The sequence below is a fragment of the Afipia felis ATCC 53690 genome (genome assembly GCF_000314735.2).
Lineage (GTDB): Bacteria > Pseudomonadota > Alphaproteobacteria > Rhizobiales > Xanthobacteraceae > Afipia > Afipia felis.
In genome coordinates, this window is the sequence record NZ_KB375270.1 from 2,839,922 (window position 1) to 2,862,205 (window position 22,284).

The 22,284-nt window shown below is 62.3% G+C and carries 25 protein-coding genes; 11 read left to right on the forward strand and 14 right to left on the reverse strand.

Annotation, left to right across the window (positions count from 1 at the left end):
* Positions 1-11 precede the first annotated feature (11 nt).
* The 6 genes from gshB (at position 12) to olsB (ending at position 7,526) form a co-directional block, all read left to right on the forward strand.
* On the forward strand, positions 12-953 hold the full coding sequence (gene gshB, locus HMPREF9697_RS13440; RefSeq protein ID WP_002717778.1) for a glutathione synthase: 942 nt from the start codon (positions 12-14) through the stop codon (positions 951-953).
* 115 nt (positions 954-1,068) lie between these two features.
* On the forward strand, positions 1,069-1,887 hold the full coding sequence (locus HMPREF9697_RS13445) for a hypothetical protein (RefSeq protein WP_002717779.1): 819 nt from the start codon (positions 1,069-1,071) through the stop codon (positions 1,885-1,887).
* A 102-nt stretch (positions 1,888-1,989) separates the two neighbouring features.
* Positions 1,990-3,528 carry a YifB family Mg chelatase-like AAA ATPase gene (locus HMPREF9697_RS13450; RefSeq protein WP_002717780.1) on the forward strand — a complete coding sequence of 513 codons (1,539 nt, stop codon included), beginning with the start codon at positions 1,990-1,992 and terminating at the stop codon, positions 3,526-3,528.
* Positions 3,529-3,614: 86 nt separating this feature from the next.
* Complete coding sequence (locus HMPREF9697_RS13455) at positions 3,615-4,094, forward strand: hypothetical protein (RefSeq protein WP_002717781.1); 480 nt, start codon at positions 3,615-3,617, stop codon at positions 4,092-4,094.
* Positions 4,095-4,214: 120 nt separating this feature from the next.
* The gene (locus HMPREF9697_RS13460; RefSeq protein ID WP_002717782.1) at positions 4,215-6,440 is read left to right on the forward strand and encodes an ATP-binding protein; all 2,226 of its coding nucleotides are present in this window, start codon (positions 4,215-4,217) and stop codon (positions 6,438-6,440) included.
* Between the two features lie 123 nt (positions 6,441-6,563).
* Complete coding sequence (olsB, locus tag HMPREF9697_RS13465) at positions 6,564-7,526, forward strand: l-ornithine N(alpha)-acyltransferase (RefSeq protein WP_002717783.1); 963 nt, start codon at positions 6,564-6,566, stop codon at positions 7,524-7,526.
* A 1-nt stretch (position 7,527) separates the two neighbouring features.
* Here the strand turns inward: olsB and coaA are convergent, their stop codons facing one another.
* From coaA to hisB, 7 genes are all read right to left on the reverse strand, one after another.
* Positions 7,528-8,484, reverse strand: a complete 957-nt coding sequence (gene coaA, locus HMPREF9697_RS13470) for a type I pantothenate kinase (RefSeq protein WP_002717784.1) — start codon at positions 8,482-8,484, stop codon at positions 7,528-7,530.
* Positions 8,485-8,556: 72 nt separating this feature from the next.
* Positions 8,557-8,886 (reverse strand): phosphoribosyl-ATP diphosphatase, encoded by a 330-nt coding sequence (locus HMPREF9697_RS13475; protein ID WP_002717785.1) that lies wholly within the window; start codon positions 8,884-8,886, stop codon positions 8,557-8,559.
* A gap of 78 nt (positions 8,887-8,964) precedes the next feature.
* Positions 8,965-9,741: an imidazole glycerol phosphate synthase subunit HisF gene (gene hisF, locus HMPREF9697_RS13480; RefSeq protein WP_002717786.1), complete on the reverse strand. Its 777-nt coding sequence runs from the start codon at positions 9,739-9,741 to the stop codon at positions 8,965-8,967.
* Entirely contained in the window at positions 9,741-10,478 is a 738-nt protein-coding gene (gene hisA / locus HMPREF9697_RS13485) for a 1-(5-phosphoribosyl)-5-[(5-phosphoribosylamino)methylideneamino]imidazole-4-carboxamide isomerase (RefSeq protein ID WP_002717787.1), read from the reverse strand. Before hisA ends, hisF begins: the two co-directional genes overlap by 1 nt.
* A complete protein-coding gene (hisH, locus tag HMPREF9697_RS13490) occupies positions 10,475-11,125 on the reverse strand; it encodes an imidazole glycerol phosphate synthase subunit HisH (protein ID WP_002717788.1) in 651 nt (216 codons plus the stop codon). The genes hisA and hisH overlap by 4 nt, the downstream gene beginning before the upstream one ends.
* Entirely contained in the window at positions 11,122-11,613 is a 492-nt protein-coding gene (locus HMPREF9697_RS13495; RefSeq protein WP_002717789.1) for a DUF2628 domain-containing protein, read from the reverse strand. The genes hisH and HMPREF9697_RS13495 overlap by 4 nt, the downstream gene beginning before the upstream one ends.
* 29 nt (positions 11,614-11,642) lie before the next feature.
* The gene (gene hisB / locus HMPREF9697_RS13500; protein WP_002717790.1) at positions 11,643-12,236 is read right to left on the reverse strand and encodes an imidazoleglycerol-phosphate dehydratase HisB; all 594 of its coding nucleotides are present in this window, start codon (positions 12,234-12,236) and stop codon (positions 11,643-11,645) included.
* 192 nt (positions 12,237-12,428) lie between these two features.
* On the opposite strand from hisB, the gene hslV reads away from it, so the two are divergent.
* The 3 genes from hslV to hslU are packed head-to-tail and all read left to right on the forward strand — an operon-like array spanning position 12,429 to position 14,926.
* Positions 12,429-12,980: an ATP-dependent protease subunit HslV gene (gene hslV / locus HMPREF9697_RS13505; RefSeq protein WP_002717791.1), complete on the forward strand. Its 552-nt coding sequence runs from the start codon at positions 12,429-12,431 to the stop codon at positions 12,978-12,980.
* Positions 12,977-13,585 carry a DUF2585 domain-containing protein gene (locus tag HMPREF9697_RS13510; protein WP_002717792.1) on the forward strand — a complete coding sequence of 203 codons (609 nt, stop codon included), beginning with the start codon at positions 12,977-12,979 and terminating at the stop codon, positions 13,583-13,585. Before hslV ends, HMPREF9697_RS13510 begins: the two co-directional genes overlap by 4 nt.
* 39 nt (positions 13,586-13,624) lie before the next feature.
* Positions 13,625-14,926, forward strand: coding sequence for an ATP-dependent protease ATPase subunit HslU (gene hslU / locus HMPREF9697_RS13515; RefSeq protein WP_002717793.1), 1,302 nt, complete (start codon positions 13,625-13,627; stop codon positions 14,924-14,926).
* 3 nt (positions 14,927-14,929) lie between these two features.
* On the opposite strand, the gene HMPREF9697_RS13520 is transcribed toward hslU, so the two are convergent.
* The 3 genes from HMPREF9697_RS13520 to HMPREF9697_RS13530 are packed head-to-tail and all read right to left on the reverse strand — an operon-like array spanning position 14,930 to position 17,608.
* A complete protein-coding gene (locus HMPREF9697_RS13520; RefSeq protein ID WP_002717794.1) occupies positions 14,930-15,538 on the reverse strand; it encodes a Smr/MutS family protein in 609 nt (202 codons plus the stop codon).
* The gene (gene mltA / locus HMPREF9697_RS13525) at positions 15,535-16,926 is read right to left on the reverse strand and encodes a murein transglycosylase A (RefSeq protein ID WP_040307948.1); all 1,392 of its coding nucleotides are present in this window, start codon (positions 16,924-16,926) and stop codon (positions 15,535-15,537) included. Before mltA ends, HMPREF9697_RS13520 begins: the two co-directional genes overlap by 4 nt.
* Positions 16,904-17,608 (reverse strand): Tim44/TimA family putative adaptor protein, encoded by a 705-nt coding sequence (locus tag HMPREF9697_RS13530; RefSeq protein WP_002717796.1) that lies wholly within the window; start codon positions 17,606-17,608, stop codon positions 16,904-16,906. The genes mltA and HMPREF9697_RS13530 overlap by 23 nt, the downstream gene beginning before the upstream one ends.
* Before the next feature lie 266 nt (positions 17,609-17,874).
* On the opposite strand from HMPREF9697_RS13530, the gene secB reads away from it, so the two are divergent.
* Positions 17,875-18,351 (forward strand): protein-export chaperone SecB, encoded by a 477-nt coding sequence (secB, locus tag HMPREF9697_RS13535; protein ID WP_002717797.1) that lies wholly within the window; start codon positions 17,875-17,877, stop codon positions 18,349-18,351.
* 50 nt (positions 18,352-18,401) lie between these two features.
* Here secB and dnaQ read toward each other — a convergent pair whose 3' ends face one another.
* Genes dnaQ through HMPREF9697_RS13555 form a run of 4 tightly spaced genes read right to left on the reverse strand, consistent with a single transcriptional unit; the run spans position 18,402 to position 21,202 of the window.
* Positions 18,402-19,094: a DNA polymerase III subunit epsilon gene (gene dnaQ / locus HMPREF9697_RS13540; protein WP_002717798.1), complete on the reverse strand. Its 693-nt coding sequence runs from the start codon at positions 19,092-19,094 to the stop codon at positions 18,402-18,404.
* A 35-nt stretch (positions 19,095-19,129) separates the two neighbouring features.
* Positions 19,130-19,729 (reverse strand): dephospho-CoA kinase, encoded by a 600-nt coding sequence (gene coaE / locus HMPREF9697_RS13545; protein WP_002717799.1) that lies wholly within the window; start codon positions 19,727-19,729, stop codon positions 19,130-19,132.
* A gap of 9 nt (positions 19,730-19,738) precedes the next feature.
* Positions 19,739-20,347, reverse strand: coding sequence for a Maf family nucleotide pyrophosphatase (locus HMPREF9697_RS13550; protein ID WP_002717800.1), 609 nt, complete (start codon positions 20,345-20,347; stop codon positions 19,739-19,741).
* A 3-nt stretch (positions 20,348-20,350) separates the two neighbouring features.
* A complete protein-coding gene (locus HMPREF9697_RS13555) occupies positions 20,351-21,202 on the reverse strand; it encodes a pyruvate, water dikinase regulatory protein (RefSeq protein WP_002717801.1) in 852 nt (283 codons plus the stop codon).
* A 535-nt stretch (positions 21,203-21,737) separates the two neighbouring features.
* On the opposite strand from HMPREF9697_RS13555, the gene hemJ reads away from it, so the two are divergent.
* Positions 21,738-22,160: a protoporphyrinogen oxidase HemJ gene (gene hemJ, locus HMPREF9697_RS13560; protein WP_040307949.1), complete on the forward strand. Its 423-nt coding sequence runs from the start codon at positions 21,738-21,740 to the stop codon at positions 22,158-22,160.
* Positions 22,161-22,284 lie beyond the last annotated feature (124 nt).

Consider the following 22,284-nt stretch of genomic DNA (forward strand, 5'->3'; position numbering starts at 1 on the left):
CCGGACCGACCATGACCTTGAAAGTTGCCGTTCAGATGGACCCGATCGCGCGCATCAACGTGCGCGGCGATTCGACCTTCGCAATGCTGCTGGAAGCGCAAAAGCGCGGGCACCAATTGTTCTATTACACGCCCGAACGTCTCTCACTGTCGGGCAAGGATGTGGTGGCATTCGTGCAGCCGCTTACCGTACGCGATGAGCCCGGTAATCATTTCACGCTCGGCGACGCCAGGCGTACCGCACTCGAATCCTTCGATGTGGTGTTGCTGAGACAGGACCCACCGTTCGATCTCGCTTATGTCACGACGACCCATCTGCTCGAGCGCATTCACCCCAAGACACTGGTGGTGAACGATCCCGCGAGTGTGCGCGACGCTCCGGAAAAAATCTTCGTGATGGAATTTTCCGACCTGATGACGCCGACGCTGATCTCGCGCGACAAGGAGGAGATCGAACTGTTCCGCAAGGCGCATGGCGACGTGGTGTTCAAGCCGCTCTACGGCCACGGCGGCGCAGCCGTCTTCCGTATCGCCGCACAGGACATGAATTTCGGCTCGCTCTACGATCTGTTCTCGATCACCTTCCGCGAACCGTGGGTGGTGCAGAAATTCCTGCCCGGCGTGAAGGCCGGCGACAAGCGCATCATTCTGGTGGACGGCGAATTCGCCGGCGCGGTCAACCGCGTCCCCGCGCCCGACGACCTGCGCTCCAACATGGTGCGCGGCGGCGCCGCCAAGGCGACCGACCTCACCCCGCGCGAGCGTGAAATCTGCGAACGCGTCGGTCCCAGCCTGAAGGAGAAGGGCCTGTTGTTCGTCGGCCTCGACGTGATCGACGGCCACCTCACCGAGATCAACGTCACCTCGCCGACCGGCATCCGCGCCATCGCCAACCTTGGCGGGCCGGACGTCGCCGCTCACATCTGGAACGCCATCGAGGCCCGGCGACGGTAATGTTTTCCGTTCCACTTTAAGGAATTACTGACGATCGTCTGCCAAATTGACGCGGCCTTTACCCTGGTTTCATTGCAGGTAAGCGGCACCGTTTTTATTTGCAGATTGTCGGTTCATGTCCCTCGAAGTTTTCAGTGGCACATCGATCCCGCGCGAGCTCACGACAGCCGCGATGGAATTCCTGTGGGCCAAATGGAAAACCCTGCATGCCACCGGCGACCTGACGCTGCAGCGCCTGACCGAGGAATCGAGTTTTCCGCTGCGCGAGCACCTCGTCTTCCTGATGACCACGGGCGACGACTTCGTCTACACCTATGTCGGCGAAGCCGTGAAGAAGGCGATCGGCCGGGACCGTGCGGGACTGCTGTTATCCGCCAGCGGCAATCCGATGAGTTGCGAATACGCGCAGGTCTATCGCAAGGTCGCCGACAGCCTGATTCCTGCATGCCTGCGCTACACGCTGCCGACCACGCAGAACGGCAAGATCTGGCAGCGCCTGGTGTTGCCGGTGCCGATCGCCGAAGCTGCCGTCTGCATCGTGGTCTATTCCGAACTGATCGATCACCACCGGGAAGTCTACGACCAGCTTTTCAAGACCGCGCCCGATGCCATGGTGGTAGCCTGCCCGATTGCCAACGATGTTGGCCACACCAAAGACGGCTGGGTCATCATGATGAACGACCGCGCCCGCGAGATGCTGAACTTCACGGGTAGCATCGGCAATCTGCGCCTGTCGCAGGTACCCCAATTTGCCAGGATCGATGTCTGGGGCCGTCTCTACGGCCCCAAGGCCGCCCAAGGGACGGTTCCGATTTCCACGCCCGACTTCGACATCGAGCTGATGCGCTTTCCGCATGTCTTCGGCCTCAAGCTGCGGCCTCGGATGCCGGAACGCATCATCGAACATGTGACTCTGGCGCCTGCTCTGGGCTGACGCTTTCAGGCTACACAATCCCCATTTGTTCTTTTAATGTTCTTGCGTTGATCCTCCAAAAGGGTAAGGTTCCACCAGTTCTCCCGTCGAGGTGGGCTCCCGATGGTTCAGCACGTCTCCACCATGGCCTTTGAGGGCATCGAGGCACGCGCCGTCGATGTGCAGGTTCAGGTCGCGCCGGGGCTGCCGGCCTTCACTATCGTCGGGCTGCCGGACAAGGCGGTGTCGGAAGCCCGCGAACGCGTGCGCGCGGCGCTCATCGCCTCAGGCCTTGCGCTGCCGGCACGGCGCATCACCGTCAATCTCGCGCCAGCCGATCTGCCGAAGGAAGGCAGCCATTACGATTTGCCGATCGCGCTCGGCCTGATGGCGGCGATCGGCGCGATTCCCACCGACGCTTTGTCGAATTTCACCGTGCTCGGCGAGCTTGGTCTCGACGGCTCGATTGCACCGGTGGCGGGCGTCCTGCCTGCCGCGATCGGTGCCAATGCGCGCGACTACGGCCTGATCTGCCCGGCGGCCTGCGGCGCGGAAGCAGCGTGGGCCAGCCCCGATCTCGAAATTATCGCGGCAAGCTCGCTGATCCAGATCGCCAACCACTTCAAGGGCACACAGGTGCTCGCACGCCCCGAACCAAAGATCGCGGAGCAGATGGGCGAGACGCTCGATCTGCGCGACATCAAGGGCCAGGAAAGTGCCAAGCGCGCGCTGGAAATCGCCGCCGCCGGAGGACATCACCTTCTGATGATCGGCGCGCCCGGCGCGGGCAAGTCGATGCTCGCCGCGCGGCTGCCTTCGATCCTGCCGCCGCTGTCGCCATCCGAACTTCTGGACATCTCGATGATCGCCTCCGTCGCGGGGTTGCTCGACGGCGGCGCATTGACTTCAAAGCGGCCGTTCCGCACGCCGCATCACTCCGCAAGCATGGCAGCCCTGACCGGCGGTGGAATGCGCGCGAAGCCCGGCGAGATTTCGCTCGCCCATCACGGCGTGCTGTTTCTCGACGAACTGCCCGAATTCGACGCGCGCGTGCTCGATTCGCTGCGCCAGCCGCTCGAGAACGGCGAAGTCTCGGTGTCGCGCGCCAATCACCGCCTGACCTATCCCGCGCGCTTCATGCTGGTGGCAGCGATGAATCCCTGCCGCTGCGGTCACGCCTATGAACCGGGCTTTTCCTGCAAGCGCGGGCGCATCGACCGTTGCAGCGCCGATTATCAGGCGCGCTTGTCAGGGCCGCTGCTCGACCGCATCGATCTGCGCATCGAAGTGCCTGCCGTGACCGCCGCCGATCTCATTTTACCGCCGCCTGCGGAAGGATCGCGCGAGGTGGCGGCCCGCGTCACCGCCGCACGCGACATTCAGCTCAAGCGTTATGCGGCGCTCGGCCTGCCGCAGATACGCACCAACGCGGAAGCGCCCGCCTCCGTGCTGGAAGAAATCGCAACGCTCGACCAGCAGGGCAGCACACTCCTGCGCGAAGCCGCCGACAGCATGCGGCTGTCCGCGCGCGGCTATCATCGCGTATTGCGGGTGGCGCGCACGCTCGCCGACCTCGACGGCGCGGACCGGATCGGCCGCGTGCATCTCGCCGAGGCGCTGTCGTATCGCGTGCTCGCCGAAGACCTGCAGCGCGCCGCCTGATAACGCGAAAGTAACGATCGCTCTTTACACTTTGCCAACCATGGGCCGCGTTTCGGCCGGTTGTTTTGTAAGCGTTGAGTAGCGTCATGTTGCACTTCCGGATGCTGGCGTCAGCCATCCCCCTTCTCACCGTCGGCGTTCTGGCGGGCGGACAGTTCACCGCCACCTCGCAGCCCTGCATCGCGCTCGGCCGCTCCTCCGTGCAACTCGCCACAGCGCCGTGGCAGCCGCAGCAGCGCGTCTCCTTCACCGACGATGCAGGCCGCGCGACCGTGCGCGTGCAGATCGTCGATCGTCCCGAGCTTGCAGATTTCACGGTCGCCGATGATGTCGACGTCTCCGGCGACGCCGCGCCGACGCGGAAGGGCTGCCCGATCACAGCTGCGACGCGTTACGTCATCGTCGCAAGCCACGAGAAAGCATCCGAACCGATCATCTATCTGTCGGAGCAACCCGGCGATTACCGCCTTTACGTCAATTCGGCCAAGGTCTCGGTTCGCGATGCCGCGGCGCTTCTGATCGGAGCCGCGCCGCGTCCCGGCAAGCTGGTGCTGTCCCAGCTTTAAGACCTCGTTAGCCATCTTTTCATCTCGCGCAATGCGCGCCATCGGCCTCAAGCCATTCGCAAGGGAGCGGCGGCAGTCTTTCGACAGGGCGATCGGGATCACGGAAGCGGGGATGCGGCCATGAGCGGAACGAAGCGTTTGAGGGCACGATTGCGCAGGTTCTCCCGCCGTCATCGCCGGATCGCCAGCACTGTCCGCTTGACGTTGATTTTCTTTGCGACCTTCGGCGCCGGCTACGGCTTCGTGCGCGGCAGCCTTTCGCAATCGGCGGATTACGATCCGCAAGCCTTCGCCATCGGCGTCAGTTTCCTGTTCGCGCTTGCGTGCCTCGCACTCGCCGCCCTGAGCATGCGGATGCGCTGGCTGAAGAAAAGCGTGCGCAAGGTCGCGCTTCACAATGAAGCGCTGATCGACCGCAACTGGGAACTGAAGGAAGCCGAGGAGCGTGCGCGCAATCTGTTCGAATCGCAGAGCGACCTCATCGTGCTGCGCGACGCGAGCCAGCGCCTCACCTTCGTCAACGACACCTTCTGCGCCTATGCGGGCCGCGCGCGCGCGGACCTGATCGGCACAAATTATCTTCTGCCGGTGATCGAACAGGGCGACGACGCCACCGAACCCAACGGCACCCGCGTTCACGACCAGAAGACCCAGACTGCGCTCGGCCCGCGCTGGATCGCCTGGCGGGAAACCCTCGTCCGTCCCCATGCCAATGAGCCGGCGGAATTCCAGTGCGTCGGCCGCGATGTCACCGACCGCACCGAGAGCGAGCACGCACTCGGCCTTGCGCGTGACCACGCAATCTCCGCCAACCGCGCCAAGTCGAAATTTCTCGCGGTCGCCTCGCACGAGATCCGCACGCCGCTCAACGGCATTCTCGGCATGAGCACGCTGCTGCTCGACACCCCGCTTAACCCCGAACAGGCCGTCTACGCCAAAGCCGTGAAGACTTCCGGCGAGGCGCTGATGTCGCTCGTCGAGGAACTGCTCGACTTCTCCAAGATCGAGGCCGGCAAGATCGACCTCGAACACCGCTCCTTCCATCTCGGCGGAATGTTGGAAGAGATCGTCGAACTGCTGGCACCCCGCGCGCAGGCGCGGCAGATCGAGATCGCCTGCTATGTCGACGAACGCCTGCCGCTCGACGTCATGGGCGATGCCGCACGACTGCGGCAGGTGCTGCTCAATCTTGCCAGCAATGCAGTGAAGTTTACCTCGCACGGCGGCGTCGCCTTGATCGTCGAGCCGGGCATCTGGCCGAACGAAATCAGCTTCCTGGTGCGGGACACCGGCATCGGCATTCCGCCGGATGCGCAGCAGCGCATCTTCCGCGAATTCGAACAGGGCGACGAACACATCGCGCAGCAATATGGTGGCTCGGGGCTCGGCCTATCCATCAGCGAGCGCATCGTGCGCCGAATGGGCGGCCGCATCGCGCTGGAAAGCATACCCGGCGAAGGCACGACGTTCGAAGTCTCGATCCCGCTGCAAGCCTCCAACACGTCGTCCTCGACGACATGGACCGCACCGGACCTGGCCGGCAAGGCCGTGATGGTGGTGACACCGCAGACGATCGCTGCCTCGTTGGTGGCACGGCGGCTTGGCCGCTGGGGCGCGCAGATCTGCGAGACATCCGACCTCGCCGTCGCGGAGGCACTGCTGCCCGAGCGCGCCTGGCACGCGATCGTGGTCGATCACACACTCGGCGCCGATGCCGTACGGGCATTCGGCGAGCGTGCGATGTCCCACGCCACGCATCGCCTCGCGATGTTCACGCCCGCCGAGCGCCACGATTTGCGACCTGCTGAAATGGCGGCCTTCACCGGCTATCTCGTCAAGCCGGTGCGCGCGGCGTCGCTCGCCGCACGCCTCACACCGGAAGCGCCACTCGCGCCGGAACTGCCCGACGAGTCCGAGGCGACGCGCACGCCTGCCGCGCCAAAGAAGCTTTCAATCCTCGTTGCAGAGGACAACGAGATCAATGCGCTGCTGATCCGCTCGCTCCTGACCAAACTCGGCCATGAAGCCGTGATCTGCACCAATGGCCACGAGACTCTGGAATCCTGGATCGCAGCGGAAACGGCGGGTGCGCGTTACGACGTGGTGCTGATGGATGTGCAGATGCCCGAACTGAGTGGCATCGAAGCGACGCGGATGATCCGCACCCGCGAATCCGAGCGCGGGCTGTCGCGTACGAAAATCCTGGCGCTGACCGCGAATGCGCTGGTCGAGGATCGCTATGCGTGCTTCGAAGCCGGGATGGACGGCTTCCTCGTCAAGCCGCTCGATCGCGACAAGCTCGCGCAGGCTTTGAGCGAAGTCATTCCCGCACATCTTGCGGCCTGAATCGTCATCGCATTGTCGCATGCGGGCTTGTCCGCCGCTGTCATAAAACCATTGGGCTAGGCGTGCTTAATCCGCCGCGAGACCGCTTCTGATCGATTCGCAGAAGCGCCGCGGGGAAGAAGGATGCGTGGCGACAATGATGCCGGGTTGATACCCGGCCCGATGCAAAACTGGTTCAAGCCCGATCTCGCGCGCACCGCCGCTCTGGCTGCCGCAAACTGGCTGAAACCGGCACGCCGCGGCATCGATATCCTCCGGCCTGATTTCGCAACACCGCGCATCGACACGCTCGGCCGCCTCGGCTCGCTCGAAGTACGGCTCGCCACGTCGCGCGACGACATCAAGCGCGCGCAAAAACTGCGCTACAAGGTTTTCTATCGGGACGGCACGGCGATCGCGGATGCACCGACGCTACTGGCCCGGCGCGACAAGGACGTGTTCGACAAATTCTGCGACCACATCCTTGTCATCGATCACGACGCGCCGCCGACGCGGCGCGGCAAGCAGCCGGTGGTGGGCACCTATCGCCTGCTACGTCAGGAGATCGCGCGGCCTCATGGCGGCTTCTACACCGACGAGGAATTCGACATCTCCGCGCTGATGAAGCATCACGCCAGCATGCGCTTTCTCGAGCTAGGCCGTTCCTGCGTGCTGCCGCCCTATCGCACCAAGCGCACGGTCGAACTGCTCTGGCACGGCATCTGGACCTATGTCCGCCGCCACCGCATGGATGTGATGATCGGCTGCGCGAGCCTGCCCGGCACCGATCCGAACCGCCTGGCGCTGCCGCTGTCGTTCCTGCACCACTATGCAGCCGCGCCGGAGGAATGGCGTGCGCGGGCACATGCCTCACGCTATGTCGAGATGAACCGGATGGCGAAGGACGCCATCGACGCCAAGGCGGCGTTGCGCGAACTGCCGCCGCTCATCAAGGGCTATCTGCGAATCGGCGCGTTCATCGGCGATGGCGCCGTGATCGACCACCAGTTCGGTACCACCGACGTGCTGGTGGTAATGCCGGTCGCGGCCATCGCCTCGCGCTATATCGGCCATTTCGGCCAGGACGCGAGCCGCCACGCGGCCTGACTCAAAGCCGCCGCAGCGAGACTTTTTCCACCACATGCTCGCTGCCCTTCTTCAGAATCAGCGTCGCGCGCGGCCGCGTCGGCAGCACGTTTTCATGCAGATTGACGAGGTTGGTCTTGTTCCAGATCGACAGCGCCTTCTTGCGTGCGTCCTCGTCGTTCAAACTTGCGTAGCGGTTGAAGTAGGAGCGCGGGTCGTTGAACGCGGTGTCGCGCAGTTTCAGAAAGCGTTCGACATACCATTCGCGCAAAATGTCTTCATCGGCGTCGATGTAAACGGAGAAGTCGAAGAAGTCGGACACGAACGGCACCGCCTCGCCGTCAGCCGGCAGGCGGCCGGTCTGCAGCACGTTCAGCCCCTCGACGATCAGGATATCGGGCTGATCGATCTCGATGGTCTGGTTCGGCACGATATCGTAGGTCAGATGCGAATAGACCGGCGCGCGCACGCCGCGGCGTCCGGCCTTGATGTCGGACAGAAAAGCCAGCAGTGCGCCGAGATTGTAGCTTTCGGGAAAGCCCTTCTTGACCATCAGCCCTTCGCGCTCGAGATACGCGTTGGGATGCAGGAAGCCATCGGTGGTGACGAGATCGACCTTCGGCTTCGGCGACCAGCGCGCCAGCAATGCCTGCAGCACGCGCGCGGTGGTCGATTTGCCGACCGCCACCGAGCCCGCGACTCCGATGATGTAGGGCATCTTGCGGTCGCGGATGCGCAGGAAGCGCCGTTCCGACTCGAACAGCCGCTGCGCCGCGCTGACGTAATAGGAGAGCAACCGCGACAGCGGCAGATAGATTTCCTCGACCTCCTTGATGTCGAGGCGATCGAGCATCGAGTGCATCCGCTCGATCTCCGCCGCCTTCAACGTCATCGGCGTATCGTCACGCAGTTTCGCCCATTGCGCGCGCGTGAACGACCGATAAGGATCGTATTTCTGTAGTTCGGCCCCCGTCGTCATGGCCCCGGTCTCTTTTCTCTCTCATTCCGTAACGGCGAGCCGCGACGGATACGCAAACAAGTTTGGCGCGCTTCACTCAGCCTTGCGCGACGCCTTTTCTTCCAGTCCCGACATCTGCGTGCGGCGCGCGAGTTCGGCCTCGACTTCCGACAGCGCGACGCCGCGCGATTTCAACAACACCAGCAGATGGAAAATCAGATCGGCGCTTTCGGCGATCACATGCTCGCGCGCGCCGTCGCTCTCGACCGCCGCGATCACAACCTCGATCGCTTCCTCGCCGAGCTTCTTGGCGCAATGCTCAGGCCCCTTGTCCAGCAGCTTGCGCGTATAGGACACCTCTCCGCTGGAGGCGGCGCGGGCATCGATGATGCCGACCAGATCGTGAATGGTGAAACCGCTCATCGCGTTGTCCTTGGGGCTTTCCGGGCTTCCTGTTGCCTCATTATATCGCCTGCCGGTCTAGCAAAGACCCGACGGCACTTACGGGTCAAGCCGCATCGGTAGTCCGGCGCGAGCCATATGCTCCTTGGCCTGCCGGATGGTGAATTCGCCGAAATGGAAGATCGAGGCAGCAAGCACGGCCGTGGCATGACCCGAACGGACGCCCTCCACCAGATGATCGAGATTGCCGACGCCGCCAGAGGCGATCACCGGCACGGAGATGCTGTCGGCGATCTGCCGGGTGAGCGGAATATCGAATCCCTGCCGCGTGCCGTCGCGATCCATCGAGGTCAGCAGGATTTCGCCCGCGCCGAGCGATACGACTTCCTGCGCGTACTCGATCGCATCGATGCCGGTCGCCTTGCGACCACCATGCGTGAAGATTTCCCAGCGTTCGGAATTGCCCGCGCGCGGCACGCGCTTGGCGTCGATCGCGACCACGATGCACTGGTTGCCGAACTTCTCTGCCGCCTCCTTCACGAATTCGCGGCGACTGACGGCGGCGGAGTTGATCGACACCTTGTCGGCACCGTGATTGAGCAGCGTGCGGATGTCGTCCACCGTGCGCACGCCGCCACCCACCGTGACCGGCATGAAGCAGGCTTCCGCCGTGCGCTTCACCACGTCGAGAATGGTGCCGCGATTCTCGTGCGTCGCGGTGATGTCGAGAAAACAAAGCTCGTCCGCGCCCGCCGCGTCATAGGCGATTGCAGCCTCCACCGGATCGCCGGCATCGCGCAGATCGACGAAATTGACGCCCTTGACGACACGGCCGTCCTTGACGTCGAGACAGGGAATGACGCGGGCCTTGAACATCAGACCGCCTTTGCCGTCGCGATCAGGGCGAGCGCCTCTGCCGGATCGATCCGCCCGTCATAAAGAGCGCGGCCGGAAATCGCGCCTTCGAGCTTTTTTGCGCGCGGCGTGAGCAACGCCTTGACGTCATCGATGGAGGCGAGACCGCCCGAGGCAATCACCGGAATCGAAATGGCGTCTGCCAGCGCAATCGTCGCGTCGAGGTTGAGGCCCTTGAGCAGGCCGTCCCGCGCAATATCCGTGAAGATGATGGCGGCGACGCCCGCATCCTCGAACCGCTGCGCGATCTCGAGCGCAGTGACGGTCGAGGTTTCGGCCCAACCTTCCACCGCGACCTTGCCGTCGCGTGCATCGAGCCCGACCGCGACACGGCCGGGATATTTTTTCGCGGCCTCCTTGACGAAAGCCGGATCGCGCACCGCGGCAGTGCCGATGATGACGCGCGCGATGCCCTTCTCCAGCCAGGCTTCAAGCGTGGCCATGTCGCGAATGCCGCCGCCGAGCTGCACCGGCATCTTCACCACTTTGAGAATCGCCTCGACCGCCTGCGCGTTCTGCGGCTTGCCTGCAAACGCGCCGTCGAGGTCGACGATGTGCAGATATTCGAATCCCTGACGCTCGAAGGTCGCCGCCTGCGCGGCCGGATCGAGGTTGAACACGGTGGCGCGCGCCATGTCGCCCTGCTGCAGGCGGACGCACTGGCCGTTCTTAAGGTCGATGGCTGGAAAGAGGATCACGGCTTCCACTTCAGAAAATTGGCAATCAGAGCGAGACCGAAACGCTGGCTCTTCTCGGGATGAAACTGCGTGCCGAACATCGTGTCCTTGGCGACGATCGCAGTGAGCGGCCCGCCATAATCGGCGCGCGCAATCACATCGCCCTCGTTCGCGGCATTGAGGTGATAGGAGTGCACGAAATAGGCGTGGCGGCCTTTGTCTCCGAGCGGCAATTTTTCCAGCACCGGATGCTCGCGCAACAGATCCAGCGTATTCCAGCCCATGTGCGGAATCTTCAGGTTCTCATCGCGCGGCGCGATCTTTTCGACATCGCCGGAAATCCAGTCGAGCCCCGGCGTCGTCACGTATTCCTTGCCCTGCGTCGCCATCAACTGCATGCCGACGCAGATGCCGAAGAACGGCCGAGCCTTGCCGCGCACCGCCTGCGTCATCGCATCGACCATGCCGTCGAGCGCATTGAGGCCCTTGCGGCAGTCGGCGAACGCGCCGACGCCCGGCAGCACGATACGGTCGGCACGATAGACCGCCTCCGGATCGCGGGTGACGACGACCTTCTCCGGCAATTCGAGCGCGCGCGCGGCACGCTCGAAGGCTTTCGCCGCCGAGTGCAGATTGCCGGACCCGTAATCGATAAGAGCAACCGTCACCGCGAACCGTCCGGCATCGGAAAGAAACCTGCCGCATCATGCGCAACGATGGAAGACCGCGGCATCGGCACCGAAGATGATGTCTTTGCCGGATAGGCAAAACTGTCGAACGAGGCACGCTCGAAGAACCGCCGCTCGGCGGCTTCCTCGTCGTCGGCCGCAACAAGGCCGATCTGCTGCCACTTGCGCCGCGACAGCGTCCAGCGACGCAGCGAACCTGCTTCAGTCCCGAGGAACAGCGCGATCACCAGCATCACCGCGAAATGCGCAAAACTCGACGCATGCGTGAGCCGCAGCACGATTTCCGCCGCGATCTGCACCACGATATAACCGAGCAGCACCAACCACAGCCGGCGATAGATCAGCCAGATGAAGCCGAGCAGGAAAGCCCAGACGTGGAAGCCGTCGCGCACGAATACGACCTTTTCCGGCGCGGCACGGAAGTCGGCGCCGAGGCTTTTCGGGGCGTGGACGGTGTAAACCGGCATCGAACCTCTCCGGCGGCGCGCTTTTAGCGCTAGCCGCCCAACTGACCCTTGGTCGAGGGCACCGCGCCGTTGGCGCGCGGATCAATCGCGACCGCGGCACGCAGCGCACGCGCGAGCCCCTTGAAGCACGACTCCGAGATGTGATGGCTGTTCTCGCCATACAAGGTCTCGACATGCAGCGTGATGCCGGCGTTCATCGCGAACGCGTGGAACCATTCGCGCACCAGCTCGGTGTCGAACTCGCCGATCTTGTCGCGTGGAAACTCCACCCTGAACACCAGCACCGGGCGGCCGGAAATATCGATCACGACGCGCGACAACGTCTCGTCCATCGGAAGGTGCACGCCGGCATAGCGGGTGATGCCCGCCATGTCGCCCAGCGCCTGCTTCACGGCCTGACCGAGCGCGATGCCGACATCCTCGGTGGTGTGGTGGTGGTCGATGTGGAGGTCGCCCTTCGCCTTTACCGTGATGTCGATGCCCGAATGGCGCGCCAAGAGGTCCAGCATGTGGTCGAAGAAACCGATGCCGGTCGCAACGTCGGAGGTGCCGGTGCCGTCAAGATTGACGCTGACGGCGATATCGGTCTCCTTGGTCTTGCGCTTGATCGTGGCCGTGCGCATGAAATCCGCTCCAGAACCCAATTTTGAGCGCCTTTTAACAGGCAGATGACGCCTTCGCTACTGCAACAGTGGCCGGAAAACCTGCCAATCGCTCCTATGGTGACCGGATTTTTCCGGATTCCGGGGTCCCGCAGCCGCCGTTTGCATCCAGGGCGCGCCTTTCCTAAATGGGAGCAGCAGGGGACAGATCATATGCAGAATTCGCAAGCCGAGAGCTGGCACGGCACCACGATCCTCACCGTCCGCAAGGGCGGGAAGGTGGTCGTGGGCGGCGACGGCCAGGTCTCGATCGGCCAGACGATCATCAAATCCAACGCCCGCAAGGTACGGAAGCTCGGCAAGGGCGACGTGATCGGCGGCTTCGCCGGGGCGACCGCCGACGCTTTCACGCTGTTCGAGCGGCTGGAGAGCAAACTCGAGCAATATCCGGGGCAACTGACGCGCGCCTGCGTCGAGCTCGCCAAGGATTGGCGCACGGATCGCTATCTGCGACGACTCGAAGCCATGATGATCGTCGCCGACAAGGATGTCTCGCTGGTGCTCACCGGCACCGGCGACGTGCTCGAGCCCGAGGATGGCATCATCGCGATCGGCTCCGGCGGCAATTATGCACTGGCCGCCGCACGCGCTTTGGCCGATTCCGAACATGAAGCCGAGGCCATCGTGCGCCGCTCGCTCGAGATCGCAGCCGACATCTGCGTTTACACCAACCGCAACTTGACCATCGAAACACTCCTCACATGAGCGCGGCGAAAGTCGCGGCAATTCCTGCCATGGCCGGATTGTCGCCGCGTCACGGTTTCTTTCTCGGCACACTTTTGCTCCTTCTCCAGGCGGCGGCGCTTTACATGATGGGCCGCGTGCCGATCTGCACCTGCGGTTATGTCAAGCTTTGGCACGGCGTGGTGCAGAGTTCGGAGAACTCACAGCACATCGCCGACTGGTATACCTTTTCGCACATCATTCATGGCTTTCTGTTCTATGCCCTGACATGGCTGCTGCTGCCGAAGGCGTCGTGGATCGCCCGGTTGCTGATCGCAATGGTCATCGAAGGCGGCTGGGAACTTCTGGAAAATTCGCCGATCATCATCGAGCGCTACCGTGCGGGCACGATTTCACTGGACTACTACGGCGATAGCATCATCAATTCGGTGTCGGACACGCTGGCAATGGTTCTGGGCTTCGTGTCCGCACGCAAACTGCCGCTCATGGCGACAGTCGCCATCGCTATCCTGTTCGAAGTCGTGGTCGGCCTGCACATCCGGGACAATCTGACGCTGAATATCATCATGCTGATTCACCCGTTTGAGGTAATCAAACAGTGGCAAGGTGGCCCGCCGATCATCTAGCCGCTTGCGAAACCGATCATTCAACCTAATTGAAATGCCATGACCGACTTCTCCCCCCGTGAAATCGTCTCCGAACTCGACCGCTTCATCGTCGGCCAGCACGACGCCAAGCGCTCGGTCGCCATCGCGCTGCGCAATCGCTGGCGTCGGCTGCAACTGACCGGCGCGCTGCGTGAAGAAGTGCTGCCAAAAAACATCCTGATGATCGGACCTACGGGCGTAGGCAAGACCGAGATCGCGCGAAGGCTCGCAAAACTCGCGGGCGCGCCCTTCATCAAGGTGGAAGCCACGAAATTCACCGAAGTCGGCTATGTCGGCCGCGACGTTGAACAGATCGTGCGTGACCTTGTCGATGTCGCCATCGCCCAGACCCGCGAGAAGAAGCGCAAGGATGTCGAGGCGCGGGCCGAATTGGCCGCCGAGGAACGTGTGCTCGACGCGCTGGTCGGCGCCAATGCCTCTGCCAGCACGCGGGATTCATTCCGCCGCAGGCTGCGCGCGGGCGAACTCAACGACAAGGAAATCGAGGTCGAGACGCAGGCGGGCGGCGGCCCCTCGATGTTCGAAATTCCCGGCATGCCCGGCGCGCAGATGGGTGCAATCTCGCTCGGCGACATTTTCGGCAAGATGGGCGGCCGCACCAAGACACGGAAGCTCACGGTTGCCGATTCCCACGAAGTGCTGGTCAACGAGGAATCCGACAAGCTGCTCGACGACGAGGCGCTGACGCGCGACGCCATTCATGTGGTTGAGAACAACGGTATCGTGTTCCTCGACGAGATCGACAAGATCTGCGTGCGCGAAGGCGCGCGCACCGGCGACGTGTCGCGTGAAGGCGTGCAGCGTGATCTGCTGCCGCTGATCGAGGGCACTACCGTCTCCACCAAGCACGGCCCGGTGAAGACCGACCACATCCTGTTCATCGCCTCGGGCGCATTCCACATCGCCAAGCCGTCCGATCTGCTGCCGGAATTGCAGGGTCGCCTGCCGATCCGCGTCGAACTGCAGGCACTCGCGCGTGACGATCTCCGCCGCATCCTCACCGAGCCGGAAGGCTCGCTCATCAAGCAGTATGTTGCGCTGATGGCCACCGAGGGCGTGACGCTTGACATCACCGATGAGGCCATCGACGCGCTGGCCGACGTCGCCGTTGCGGTGAATGCGAGCGTGGAGAACATCGGCGCGCGCAGGCTGCAGACGGTGATGGAGCGTGTGTTGGACGAGGCTTCGTTCCACGCGCCCGACATGCAGGGACAGACCGTGACCATCGATGCGGAATACGTGCAGAAGCACATCGGCGATCTGGCGAAGAACATCGATCTGTCGCGCTTCATCCTGTGAGGTTCAGCGCGCTCGCCGCAGCCGCACATACAGCGCGCCCGCGCCGCCATGGCCGATGGAAGCTTCCTCGAAGCCGACGACAAGCGAGCGGAATTCCGGCAGGCCGAGCCATTCCGGCACCTGACGCCGCAACACACCGCGCTCGGACTCGAGCGCGCCACTGCGGCCCTTGCCGGTGATGACCAGCACGAAGGTCAGCCCGTCTTCGCTTGCGCGCGACAGAAAGCCGATCAGCGCGCGATGCGCGCGCGCCTGCGTCATCCCATGAAGATCGAGCCGCGCCTCGATCTCCTTGCGGCCGCGCGCGAGGTGAGACCGCTCGCGCCGCCCGAGCGCGACCAATGGCGGTGGTGCATTTTTCGGACGTGACGCGACCGTTATCTGTTTTGCTGGAGCGCTTGAACGAACCGAACCCGCAGTCGTTTTTTCGGCGGCAGCTTCCTCGTTCGCCTGCACAGCGATTTCTAGCGCCTCCGTCTTCGTCTTGGGCCGCCGGCGCAGCGGCTTGATCTGTTTCGTCACCGTCTCCCATAGCGCCCGCTCCTCGGAATCGAGGGCACGGCGCCGTCGTGACGGCGGCGGCGACAGATCCGGCGGGCGCACGCGCTTCATGAATTCTCCGCATGGCGGCGGCCGCGCCGTTTCGGCTTCGGCTTCTCCTCGGCCGGGCGTGCATCGGGCAGCGGCACAGTTCGGCCACGCGCGACCGGATCGAGCGATTTCGGCAGCAGGATCGTGAAGCGCGCCGCGTTCTTGATACGGCCCGCGATCTTGCCCGCCTCCTGGCCTGCGCCGAAATAAAGATCGGCGCGCGCAGGGCCGACAATCGCCGAGCCGGTATCCTGCGCGATCATCAGACGGCGGAACGGCGTGTTCGAGGTGTCGCTTTCAATCGGCAGATCGCCGTCGATGAAGAACGGTGTGCCGTAGACATGCAGCGCCTTGTCGACGGCAATCGAACGCCCTGCCGTGAGCGGCACGCCCTGCGCGCCGACGGCTTCGTCGTCCGCCTTCAGCGGCACCTCGTGGAAAAAGATGTAGGAGCGATTCTGCCGTCGCAGCTCATCGGCCGCGCCGGGATTCTGCTCCATATATTCGCGAATGCGCTGCATCGACATCTGGTCTTTGGGGATGATGTTGCGTTCGATCAGAACGCGACCGATCGGCGTATACGGAAAACCATTATGCGAATCGTAATTGATCCGCACCATCGATCCGTCCGCGAGCTTGATCCGCGCGGAGCCCTGAATCTGGATGAACAGCAGATCGGTCTGGTTTTTCAACCAGACGATCTCGAGACCGCGTCCGGCAATCGCACCATCCTCGATCTGGGCACGGTCGTAATACGGCACCAGCTTGCGGCGGCCGATCTTGCGAAACACATCGCCTTTGTTCGGCAGGCTCGGCGAGGCCTGATTGTAGCCGCGCACGAACAGGTTCGAGGGCCGGCGATAGACCGGCACGGTGTAGACATCGGTCTTGGTGCGTGAGCCTTCGACGATCGGCTCATAATAACCCGTGACGAAACCTGCATCCTCGCCGAGGCGCGAGAGCGTGACCGGCGCGAAGTGCTCCTCGAAGAACGTACGCGCGGAGGCAACGTCATGCACCTTCGCCTTGCGCGCAGCGAGGCATGGCTCGCGCAAGGCATCGCCCAGAAATTTGTCGGAGGAATCGTCCGGTTTTTTCGGCTTGCGCGCGAGAACCGGCGCACAGCTTGCCCGGAATGTCTTGAACGCCACTAACTGATCGTCGTCGGCCCAGCCGCGCAGATCGCTCCAGTTGACGGGATTGTATTGCACGCCGGGAATGGCGAGTGGCCAGTGGATGCTTTCGGGACGCGGCCTCACATGGTGGGTTGTCGCAACCTCTGGCCAGGCCGAGCGGCGGTGACTGCGAGCATCCGCGACCGCGCTGCATGTCAGAACAACCGCCGCGAACACCAGAGCCGCGGCGGAGCCGTAGGGAAAATGCCCGTCAGTGTCCGCTTTCCGTTCCAACCAGCTTCCAATTCGGATCGCGGGAGGAAACGTCACGTGAGAACGTCCAGACATCGGTGACATCCGTGAGCTTTTCAGGGTTGCCATCGATGACCGCGCCGTCCTTATCGCGCGTGGCGGTGATCATCTGCGAAACAAAGCGCACGGTGAGATGCGCGATCCTGTCACGGACACCGGCGCTGACGAGTTCGGCCTTGTCGATCGAAGCAAACTTCGTCTCGACCTTCTCGCTGCGCTGCTCGCGGCCCTTGATGACGGATTCGAACCCGTCATAGACGTCCGCCGACAACAGATCCTTCAGCGTGCGGTGATCGCCATTGGCGAAAGCCAGCACGATCATCTCGTAGGCGCTCTTGGCGCCGGAGAGGAAATGCTGCGCGTTGAACGCGGGATCGGCGGCAGCGATTTCATCGAGACCGGTCGCCAGTTGCGAATCCGGCGCCGCGATCCCCTTCCAGCGATCACGCGGCGAAACCGGTTCGGCGGAGGGTGCAAGCGTTGCCTGATCGACGGCCGTGCCCGGCATGCGGACGACATTGTTGTCGTTGCCGGTGGGCGCGACATCGCGCGTCACGCGATCATACGGCGGCCGCTCGCTGCCCGTGCGCTGCCCGAGGACGTTGCGCAGCCGCAGGAAAATAAAGACGGCCAGGGCCAAAAAGATGATGGTGTAAATGTCCACGTTACGTCACTTCCGATCTGGCGTGTTCCCGTTCGGGTCCGGGATTATGTAAGCACGAAAGATAGCCGCGCCACCGTCTTTTAAATCCTTAACGTGGCGGCCGTCGGGCTCCCGATTGCGGTAATTGTTGCGATTCTAGCTCAATCCCTCGTCCCCGGCCAAGCTTTTGGCCCCGATTCGGGCAGCCGTCCTTGTCGAGAGCGGCAGCCCTATGATAGCCACTGCGCCCAAACCAGCTTCCCGAAACGAGATTGCAGGAGAGATCGATGACTGACACCAATGCCGCGCCGGCCCAGGCCGCCGCTCCTCCGCAGCTCGGCGTTTTGACGCAATATATCAAGGATCTCTCCTTCGAGAATCCGAATGCGCCTGCCTCATTGTCGCAGCAGGACAAGCAGCCCGAAATCTCAATTCAGATCAATGTCGGCGCCACCAACCTCGGCGGCACCGATTTCGAGGTTCTGCTCGCCATCGAAGGCAAGGCGGCGAGCAACGACAAGGTGCTGTTCGCGTTCGAACTGGCCTATGCTGGCGTGTTCCGGATCGAGAACGTGCCGCAGGACAGCCTGCATCCGTTTGTGATGATCGAATGCCCCCGGCTTTTGTTCCCGTTCGCCCGCGAAATCGTTGCGACCGCGACCCGCAATGGCGGCTTCCCGCCCCTGATGCTCGATCCGGTGGATTTCGTCAGCCTCTATCGCCAGAATATGGCGCGGCAGGCCGAGCAGGCCAAGCCGAACTGAGCGGGACGATATAAGCGAGACAGCAAAAGCGGGCCCGGCGGCCCGCTTTTTTATTCCGCGTCGGAGAATTCCCGCCAGATCGGATTATCACCGAGTGTGGCGACGAAGGCGCGATGCGCTTCGATCTCGTCCGACGTCACGCGCGGCGACAGCGGCGTCTCGCGAACACGCCGCTCGACCTCGACGATTCGGATCGATGTCGTCTGCGTCTCCGCGAGAATGAGCGAGGACTGCCGCGCGCCGATCAGGTCGATATAGACTTCGGCGAGCAGTTCGGCGTCAAGCAGCGCACCGTGCTTGGTGCGGCGCGAATTGTCGATCGCATAGCGCGAGCAAAGATCGTCGAGCCGGTTGGAGACGCCGGGATGCTTGCGGCGCGCCAACAGGAGCGTGTCGACCAGGCGATCCCGCGGAATGGCCTGCCGCTTCAGCCGCTCCAGCTCCATGTTGATGAAGCCGATGTCGAACGAGGCATTGTGAATGATAAGCGGCGCGTCACCGATGAATTCAAGGAACTCGTCCGCCACCGCCACGAACAACGGCTTGTCGGAGAGGAATTCGGACGACAGACCATGCACCGCAAAGGCTTCCTGCGGCATGTCGCGTTCGGGATTGATGTAGACGTGAAAAGTCTGCCCGGTCGGCATGTGATTGAACATCTCGACACAGCCGATTTCAACCAGCCGATCGCCGCGCAGCGCATCGAGGCCGGTGGTTTCGGTATCGAGAACGATTTCGCGCATGCCGCCTATCTCTTGGAAACTTATATATTTTGGAATCAGGATCGCCGTCGCGGCATGGTAGCCACTTTTGCGAGAACGTGGCGGATTTGTTCACGCGCAGAATCAAGCCCGTTCGACGTATCCACCACAAAATCAGCCCGTGCTCGCTTATCGCTATCGCGCATCTGCCGCGCCAGGATCATCTCGAGTTTGGCTTCGGTCATGGTCGGGCGCGACAGGATGCGCTGGCGCTGCACCTCTTCTGGCGCGCTCACAACAAGCACGGCGTCGACGCGGTTTTCGCCGCCGGTCTCGAACAGCAGCGGAATATCGAGCACGGCCACCGGCGCGCCGGCCTGTTCCGCATGCGCGAGGAATTCCTTTTCATGCGCGCGCAGCATCGGATGCACGATCGCCTCGAGCCGCTTCATCGCTTCAGCATTGCCGACGACATGACCTGAAAGCTTTTCGCGGTCGACGCCTTTTGCTCCGGCAGTTCCGGGAAAGGCCTGCTCGATCGCCGCAACGGCTTCGCTCTCGTACAGACGATGCACGGTCGCGTCCGCGTCATAGACCGGCACGCCCAGTTCAGCGAACAACTGCGCCGTGGTGGACTTGCCCATCCCGATCGATCCGGTCAATCCGAGCACAAACATCGGCAAACCTTAAGGCAACGGGGCGAGGCCGATGCCCCGCAGAAAACCGAGCAGCGGCAACAACGGCAGGCCGAGGATCGTGAAGTAATCACCTTCGATCTTCTCGAACAGATGCACGCCCGCACCCTCCAGCTGATAGCCGCCGACGCTCGCGGTCACCGCTTCGCCCGCAAGATCGAGATAGGCCTCAAGCCGCACATCGCTCAAAGACCGCATGGTCATGTGCGCGGTCGAGATGGATTCGAACAGAATCTCATCGCCCTTCACGACCGCCACCGCCGAATGCAATTCGTGCGTTCGCCCGCACAGCGACTTCAATTGTTCGCGCGCCTGCGCCCGATCATCAGCCTTGGCGAAAATTTTTGTCCCGAGCGCCAGGGTTTGATCGGCTCCGATCACGTAGGCGTCGGGATGCGCACGGCCGACATGAAGCGCCTTTTCTTTTGCCAACAAGGCTGCCACCGCCGCCGCATCGCTCAGGCGCGAGGTCTGCTCGATGCCGCGCTCATCAAGATCGGCGGGTAATGCCTCGAAGTTCACTTTCGCCCGACGTAACAAAGCCTGACGCGCAGCACTCTGCGAAGCGAGGATCAAACGAGATGATGGATCGTTCGCCATGCCTTACGAGCGCTGCCGTTGCCGGTCTGCATGGAGCTTCATCACCGCGGCCGCGGTCTCTTCGATCGAACGGCGGGTGACGTCAAGCAGCGGCCAGTCATACCGGGCGCTGAGTTTGCGTGCGAACGCGACTTCTTCCGCAACCGACTGGCGTTCGACATAGGCATCTTCGCCGACCCGGCCGAGACCACCGCCAGCACCCATGCCGAGCAGCCTGTTCTGCCGTACCTGCACCAGACGCTCCGGCGTGGCGTGAAGGCTGACGACAAGCGGCTTTTTCAGCGTTTCGAGCTGCGGAGGAATCGGAATGCCGGGTACCAGCGGCACGTTGGCGGTGCGGATGCCGCGATTGGCGAGATAGATCGAGGTCGGCGTCTTCGACGTGCGCGACACCCCGACCAGCACCACGTCAGCCTCCTCCAGCCCTTCGACATGCTGCCCGTCGTCATGCATCATCGTGTAGTTCAGCGCATCGATGCGCTTGAAGTACTCAGCATTGAGTGTGTGCTGCGCGCCGGCGCGTTTGGAGGTTTCGCGGCCAAGATAGGCGCGGAATAATTCCATCACCGGCCCTATGATCGACAGGCTCGGAATATTGATTTCCTTGCACTTCGCTTCCAGCCGCTCCACCAGATCCTTTTCCAGAAGCGTGAACAGCACGATGCCTGGCGCTTCCTCGATCTCGGCCAGTACGCGGTCGAGCTGCTTCTGGCTGCGCACCAATGGATAGACATGTTCCACGGGCGTGACATTGGAATATTGAGCCGCAACCGCGCGCGCGACCATGATGATGGTCTCGCCGGTCGAATCCGAGATCATGTGCAGATGAAAATAATTATTGGTCGCGGCCGACATTACGCTTCGACCCCCTGCCCGATATTCGTTTCCAGTCTGTGCATTGTTGTGAATCCGTGTGGGCAGATTGGCCAGTTCGTCGCCTGCCTCGAACGGCCTGCGTAAAACACCCCCGGTTGTTCACATCGCTGTTTTCGGGATGCAACCAACCGACCTATAAAAAGTGTAACGGGGTTATGTGGATTTGTCTCGGACAATGGGGCTGGAAAATCCCACCAAGATCTTGCGATGAATACCGTTTTCGTAAAAGCGCAGTAGAGTGCCGGAATCGGGGATAACATTGAGCGGTGTTGAAAACAGCCCGACACAGGGGGGACGGTTTTGAACTGTCGCAATCCACCGTCACTCAGACTCAAACCTTAAGAATCTAAAAGATTGATAAGAGAAGGGGTGGATACGGAAAGCTCCCCTTTTGAAGATCTGTCCGTAACGGTCTTGCAACGGGTTCGTTCCGGAAAATCGTATGATGACCTGTTGCAGGGCGATGGGTTTTTGGCGATATCAGGCTCTCCTCTTCCGACGAAAGCTGTTTCCCATGTATGAGTGGATCAAGGCACTGCACATTCTCGCAGTGATTTCCTGGATGGCCGGGATGCTCTATCTGCCGCGGCTGATGGTCTATCACTGCGCGGCGGAGACTGGTTCGAAACAGTCCGAGACCTTCAAGGTCATGGAGTGGCGGCTTCTGAAGGTCATCATCAACCCGGCGATGGTCGTCACCTGGCTCGCCGGTTTATGGCTGGTCTGGCAGGGCGGCTGGTACATGTCGGGATGGTTTCACGCCAAATTCGCTCTCGTCATCGTGATGTCGGCGATTCATGGCATTCTGGTGCGGCGGGTGAAGGATTTCGCCGCCGACCGCAATACGCACAGCGCCAGATATTTCCGGATTATCAACGAAGTGCCCGCCGTTCTGATGATCGGCATCGTGATTTTGGTAGTGGTAAAGCCATTTTGAGGCTTTTCACGGCTTTCGCCCTGACCTTGATCAGACGACTTGTCCGATTTGCCTGAAGGATATCCTTGCGCGGCAAAGACTGATTTTCTATATTCGTCTCATCCTTCCGAACGCAGGCAGATGT

What these genes read in the sequence shown, in the direction of transcription:
- HMPREF9697_RS13550 (WP_002717800.1), bottom strand. Translation starts at nt 20,347, where the DNA reads ATGGCGAACGATCCATCATCTCGTTTGATCCTCGCTTCGCAGAGTGCT.
- HMPREF9697_RS13460 (WP_002717782.1), top strand. Translation starts at nt 4,215, where the DNA reads ATGAGCGGAACGAAGCGTTTGAGGGCACGATTGCGCAGGTTCTCCCGC.
- HMPREF9697_RS13510 (WP_002717792.1), top strand. Translation starts at nt 12,977, where the DNA reads ATGAGCGCGGCGAAAGTCGCGGCAATTCCTGCCATGGCCGGATTGTCG.
- gshB (WP_002717778.1), top strand. Translation starts at nt 12, where the DNA reads ATGACCTTGAAAGTTGCCGTTCAGATGGACCCGATCGCGCGCATCAAC.
- olsB (WP_002717783.1), top strand. Translation starts at nt 6,564, where the DNA reads ATGCGTGGCGACAATGATGCCGGGTTGATACCCGGCCCGATGCAAAAC.
- HMPREF9697_RS13455 (WP_002717781.1), top strand. Translation starts at nt 3,615, where the DNA reads ATGTTGCACTTCCGGATGCTGGCGTCAGCCATCCCCCTTCTCACCGTC.
- coaE (WP_002717799.1), bottom strand. Translation starts at nt 19,729, where the DNA reads ATGTTTGTGCTCGGATTGACCGGATCGATCGGGATGGGCAAGTCCACC.
- HMPREF9697_RS13445 (WP_002717779.1), top strand. Translation starts at nt 1,069, where the DNA reads ATGTCCCTCGAAGTTTTCAGTGGCACATCGATCCCGCGCGAGCTCACG.
- HMPREF9697_RS13475 (WP_002717785.1), bottom strand. Translation starts at nt 8,886, where the DNA reads ATGAGCGGTTTCACCATTCACGATCTGGTCGGCATCATCGATGCCCGC.
- hslU (WP_002717793.1), top strand. Translation starts at nt 13,625, where the DNA reads ATGACCGACTTCTCCCCCCGTGAAATCGTCTCCGAACTCGACCGCTTC.
- HMPREF9697_RS13555 (WP_002717801.1), bottom strand. Translation starts at nt 21,202, where the DNA reads ATGTCGGCCGCGACCAATAATTATTTTCATCTGCACATGATCTCGGAT.
- dnaQ (WP_002717798.1), bottom strand. Translation starts at nt 19,094, where the DNA reads ATGCGCGAAATCGTTCTCGATACCGAAACCACCGGCCTCGATGCGCTG.
- hisF (WP_002717786.1), bottom strand. Translation starts at nt 9,741, where the DNA reads ATGTTCAAGGCCCGCGTCATTCCCTGTCTCGACGTCAAGGACGGCCGT.
- HMPREF9697_RS13450 (WP_002717780.1), top strand. Translation starts at nt 1,990, where the DNA reads ATGGTTCAGCACGTCTCCACCATGGCCTTTGAGGGCATCGAGGCACGC.
- coaA (WP_002717784.1), bottom strand. Translation starts at nt 8,484, where the DNA reads ATGACGACGGGGGCCGAACTACAGAAATACGATCCTTATCGGTCGTTC.
- HMPREF9697_RS13495 (WP_002717789.1), bottom strand. Translation starts at nt 11,613, where the DNA reads ATGCCGGTTTACACCGTCCACGCCCCGAAAAGCCTCGGCGCCGACTTC.
- hemJ (WP_040307949.1), top strand. Translation starts at nt 21,738, where the DNA reads ATGTATGAGTGGATCAAGGCACTGCACATTCTCGCAGTGATTTCCTGG.
- hisB (WP_002717790.1), bottom strand. Translation starts at nt 12,236, where the DNA reads ATGCGCACGGCCACGATCAAGCGCAAGACCAAGGAGACCGATATCGCC.
- secB (WP_002717797.1), top strand. Translation starts at nt 17,875, where the DNA reads ATGACTGACACCAATGCCGCGCCGGCCCAGGCCGCCGCTCCTCCGCAG.
- HMPREF9697_RS13520 (WP_002717794.1), bottom strand. Translation starts at nt 15,538, where the DNA reads ATGAAGCGCGTGCGCCCGCCGGATCTGTCGCCGCCGCCGTCACGACGG.
- hslV (WP_002717791.1), top strand. Translation starts at nt 12,429, where the DNA reads ATGCAGAATTCGCAAGCCGAGAGCTGGCACGGCACCACGATCCTCACC.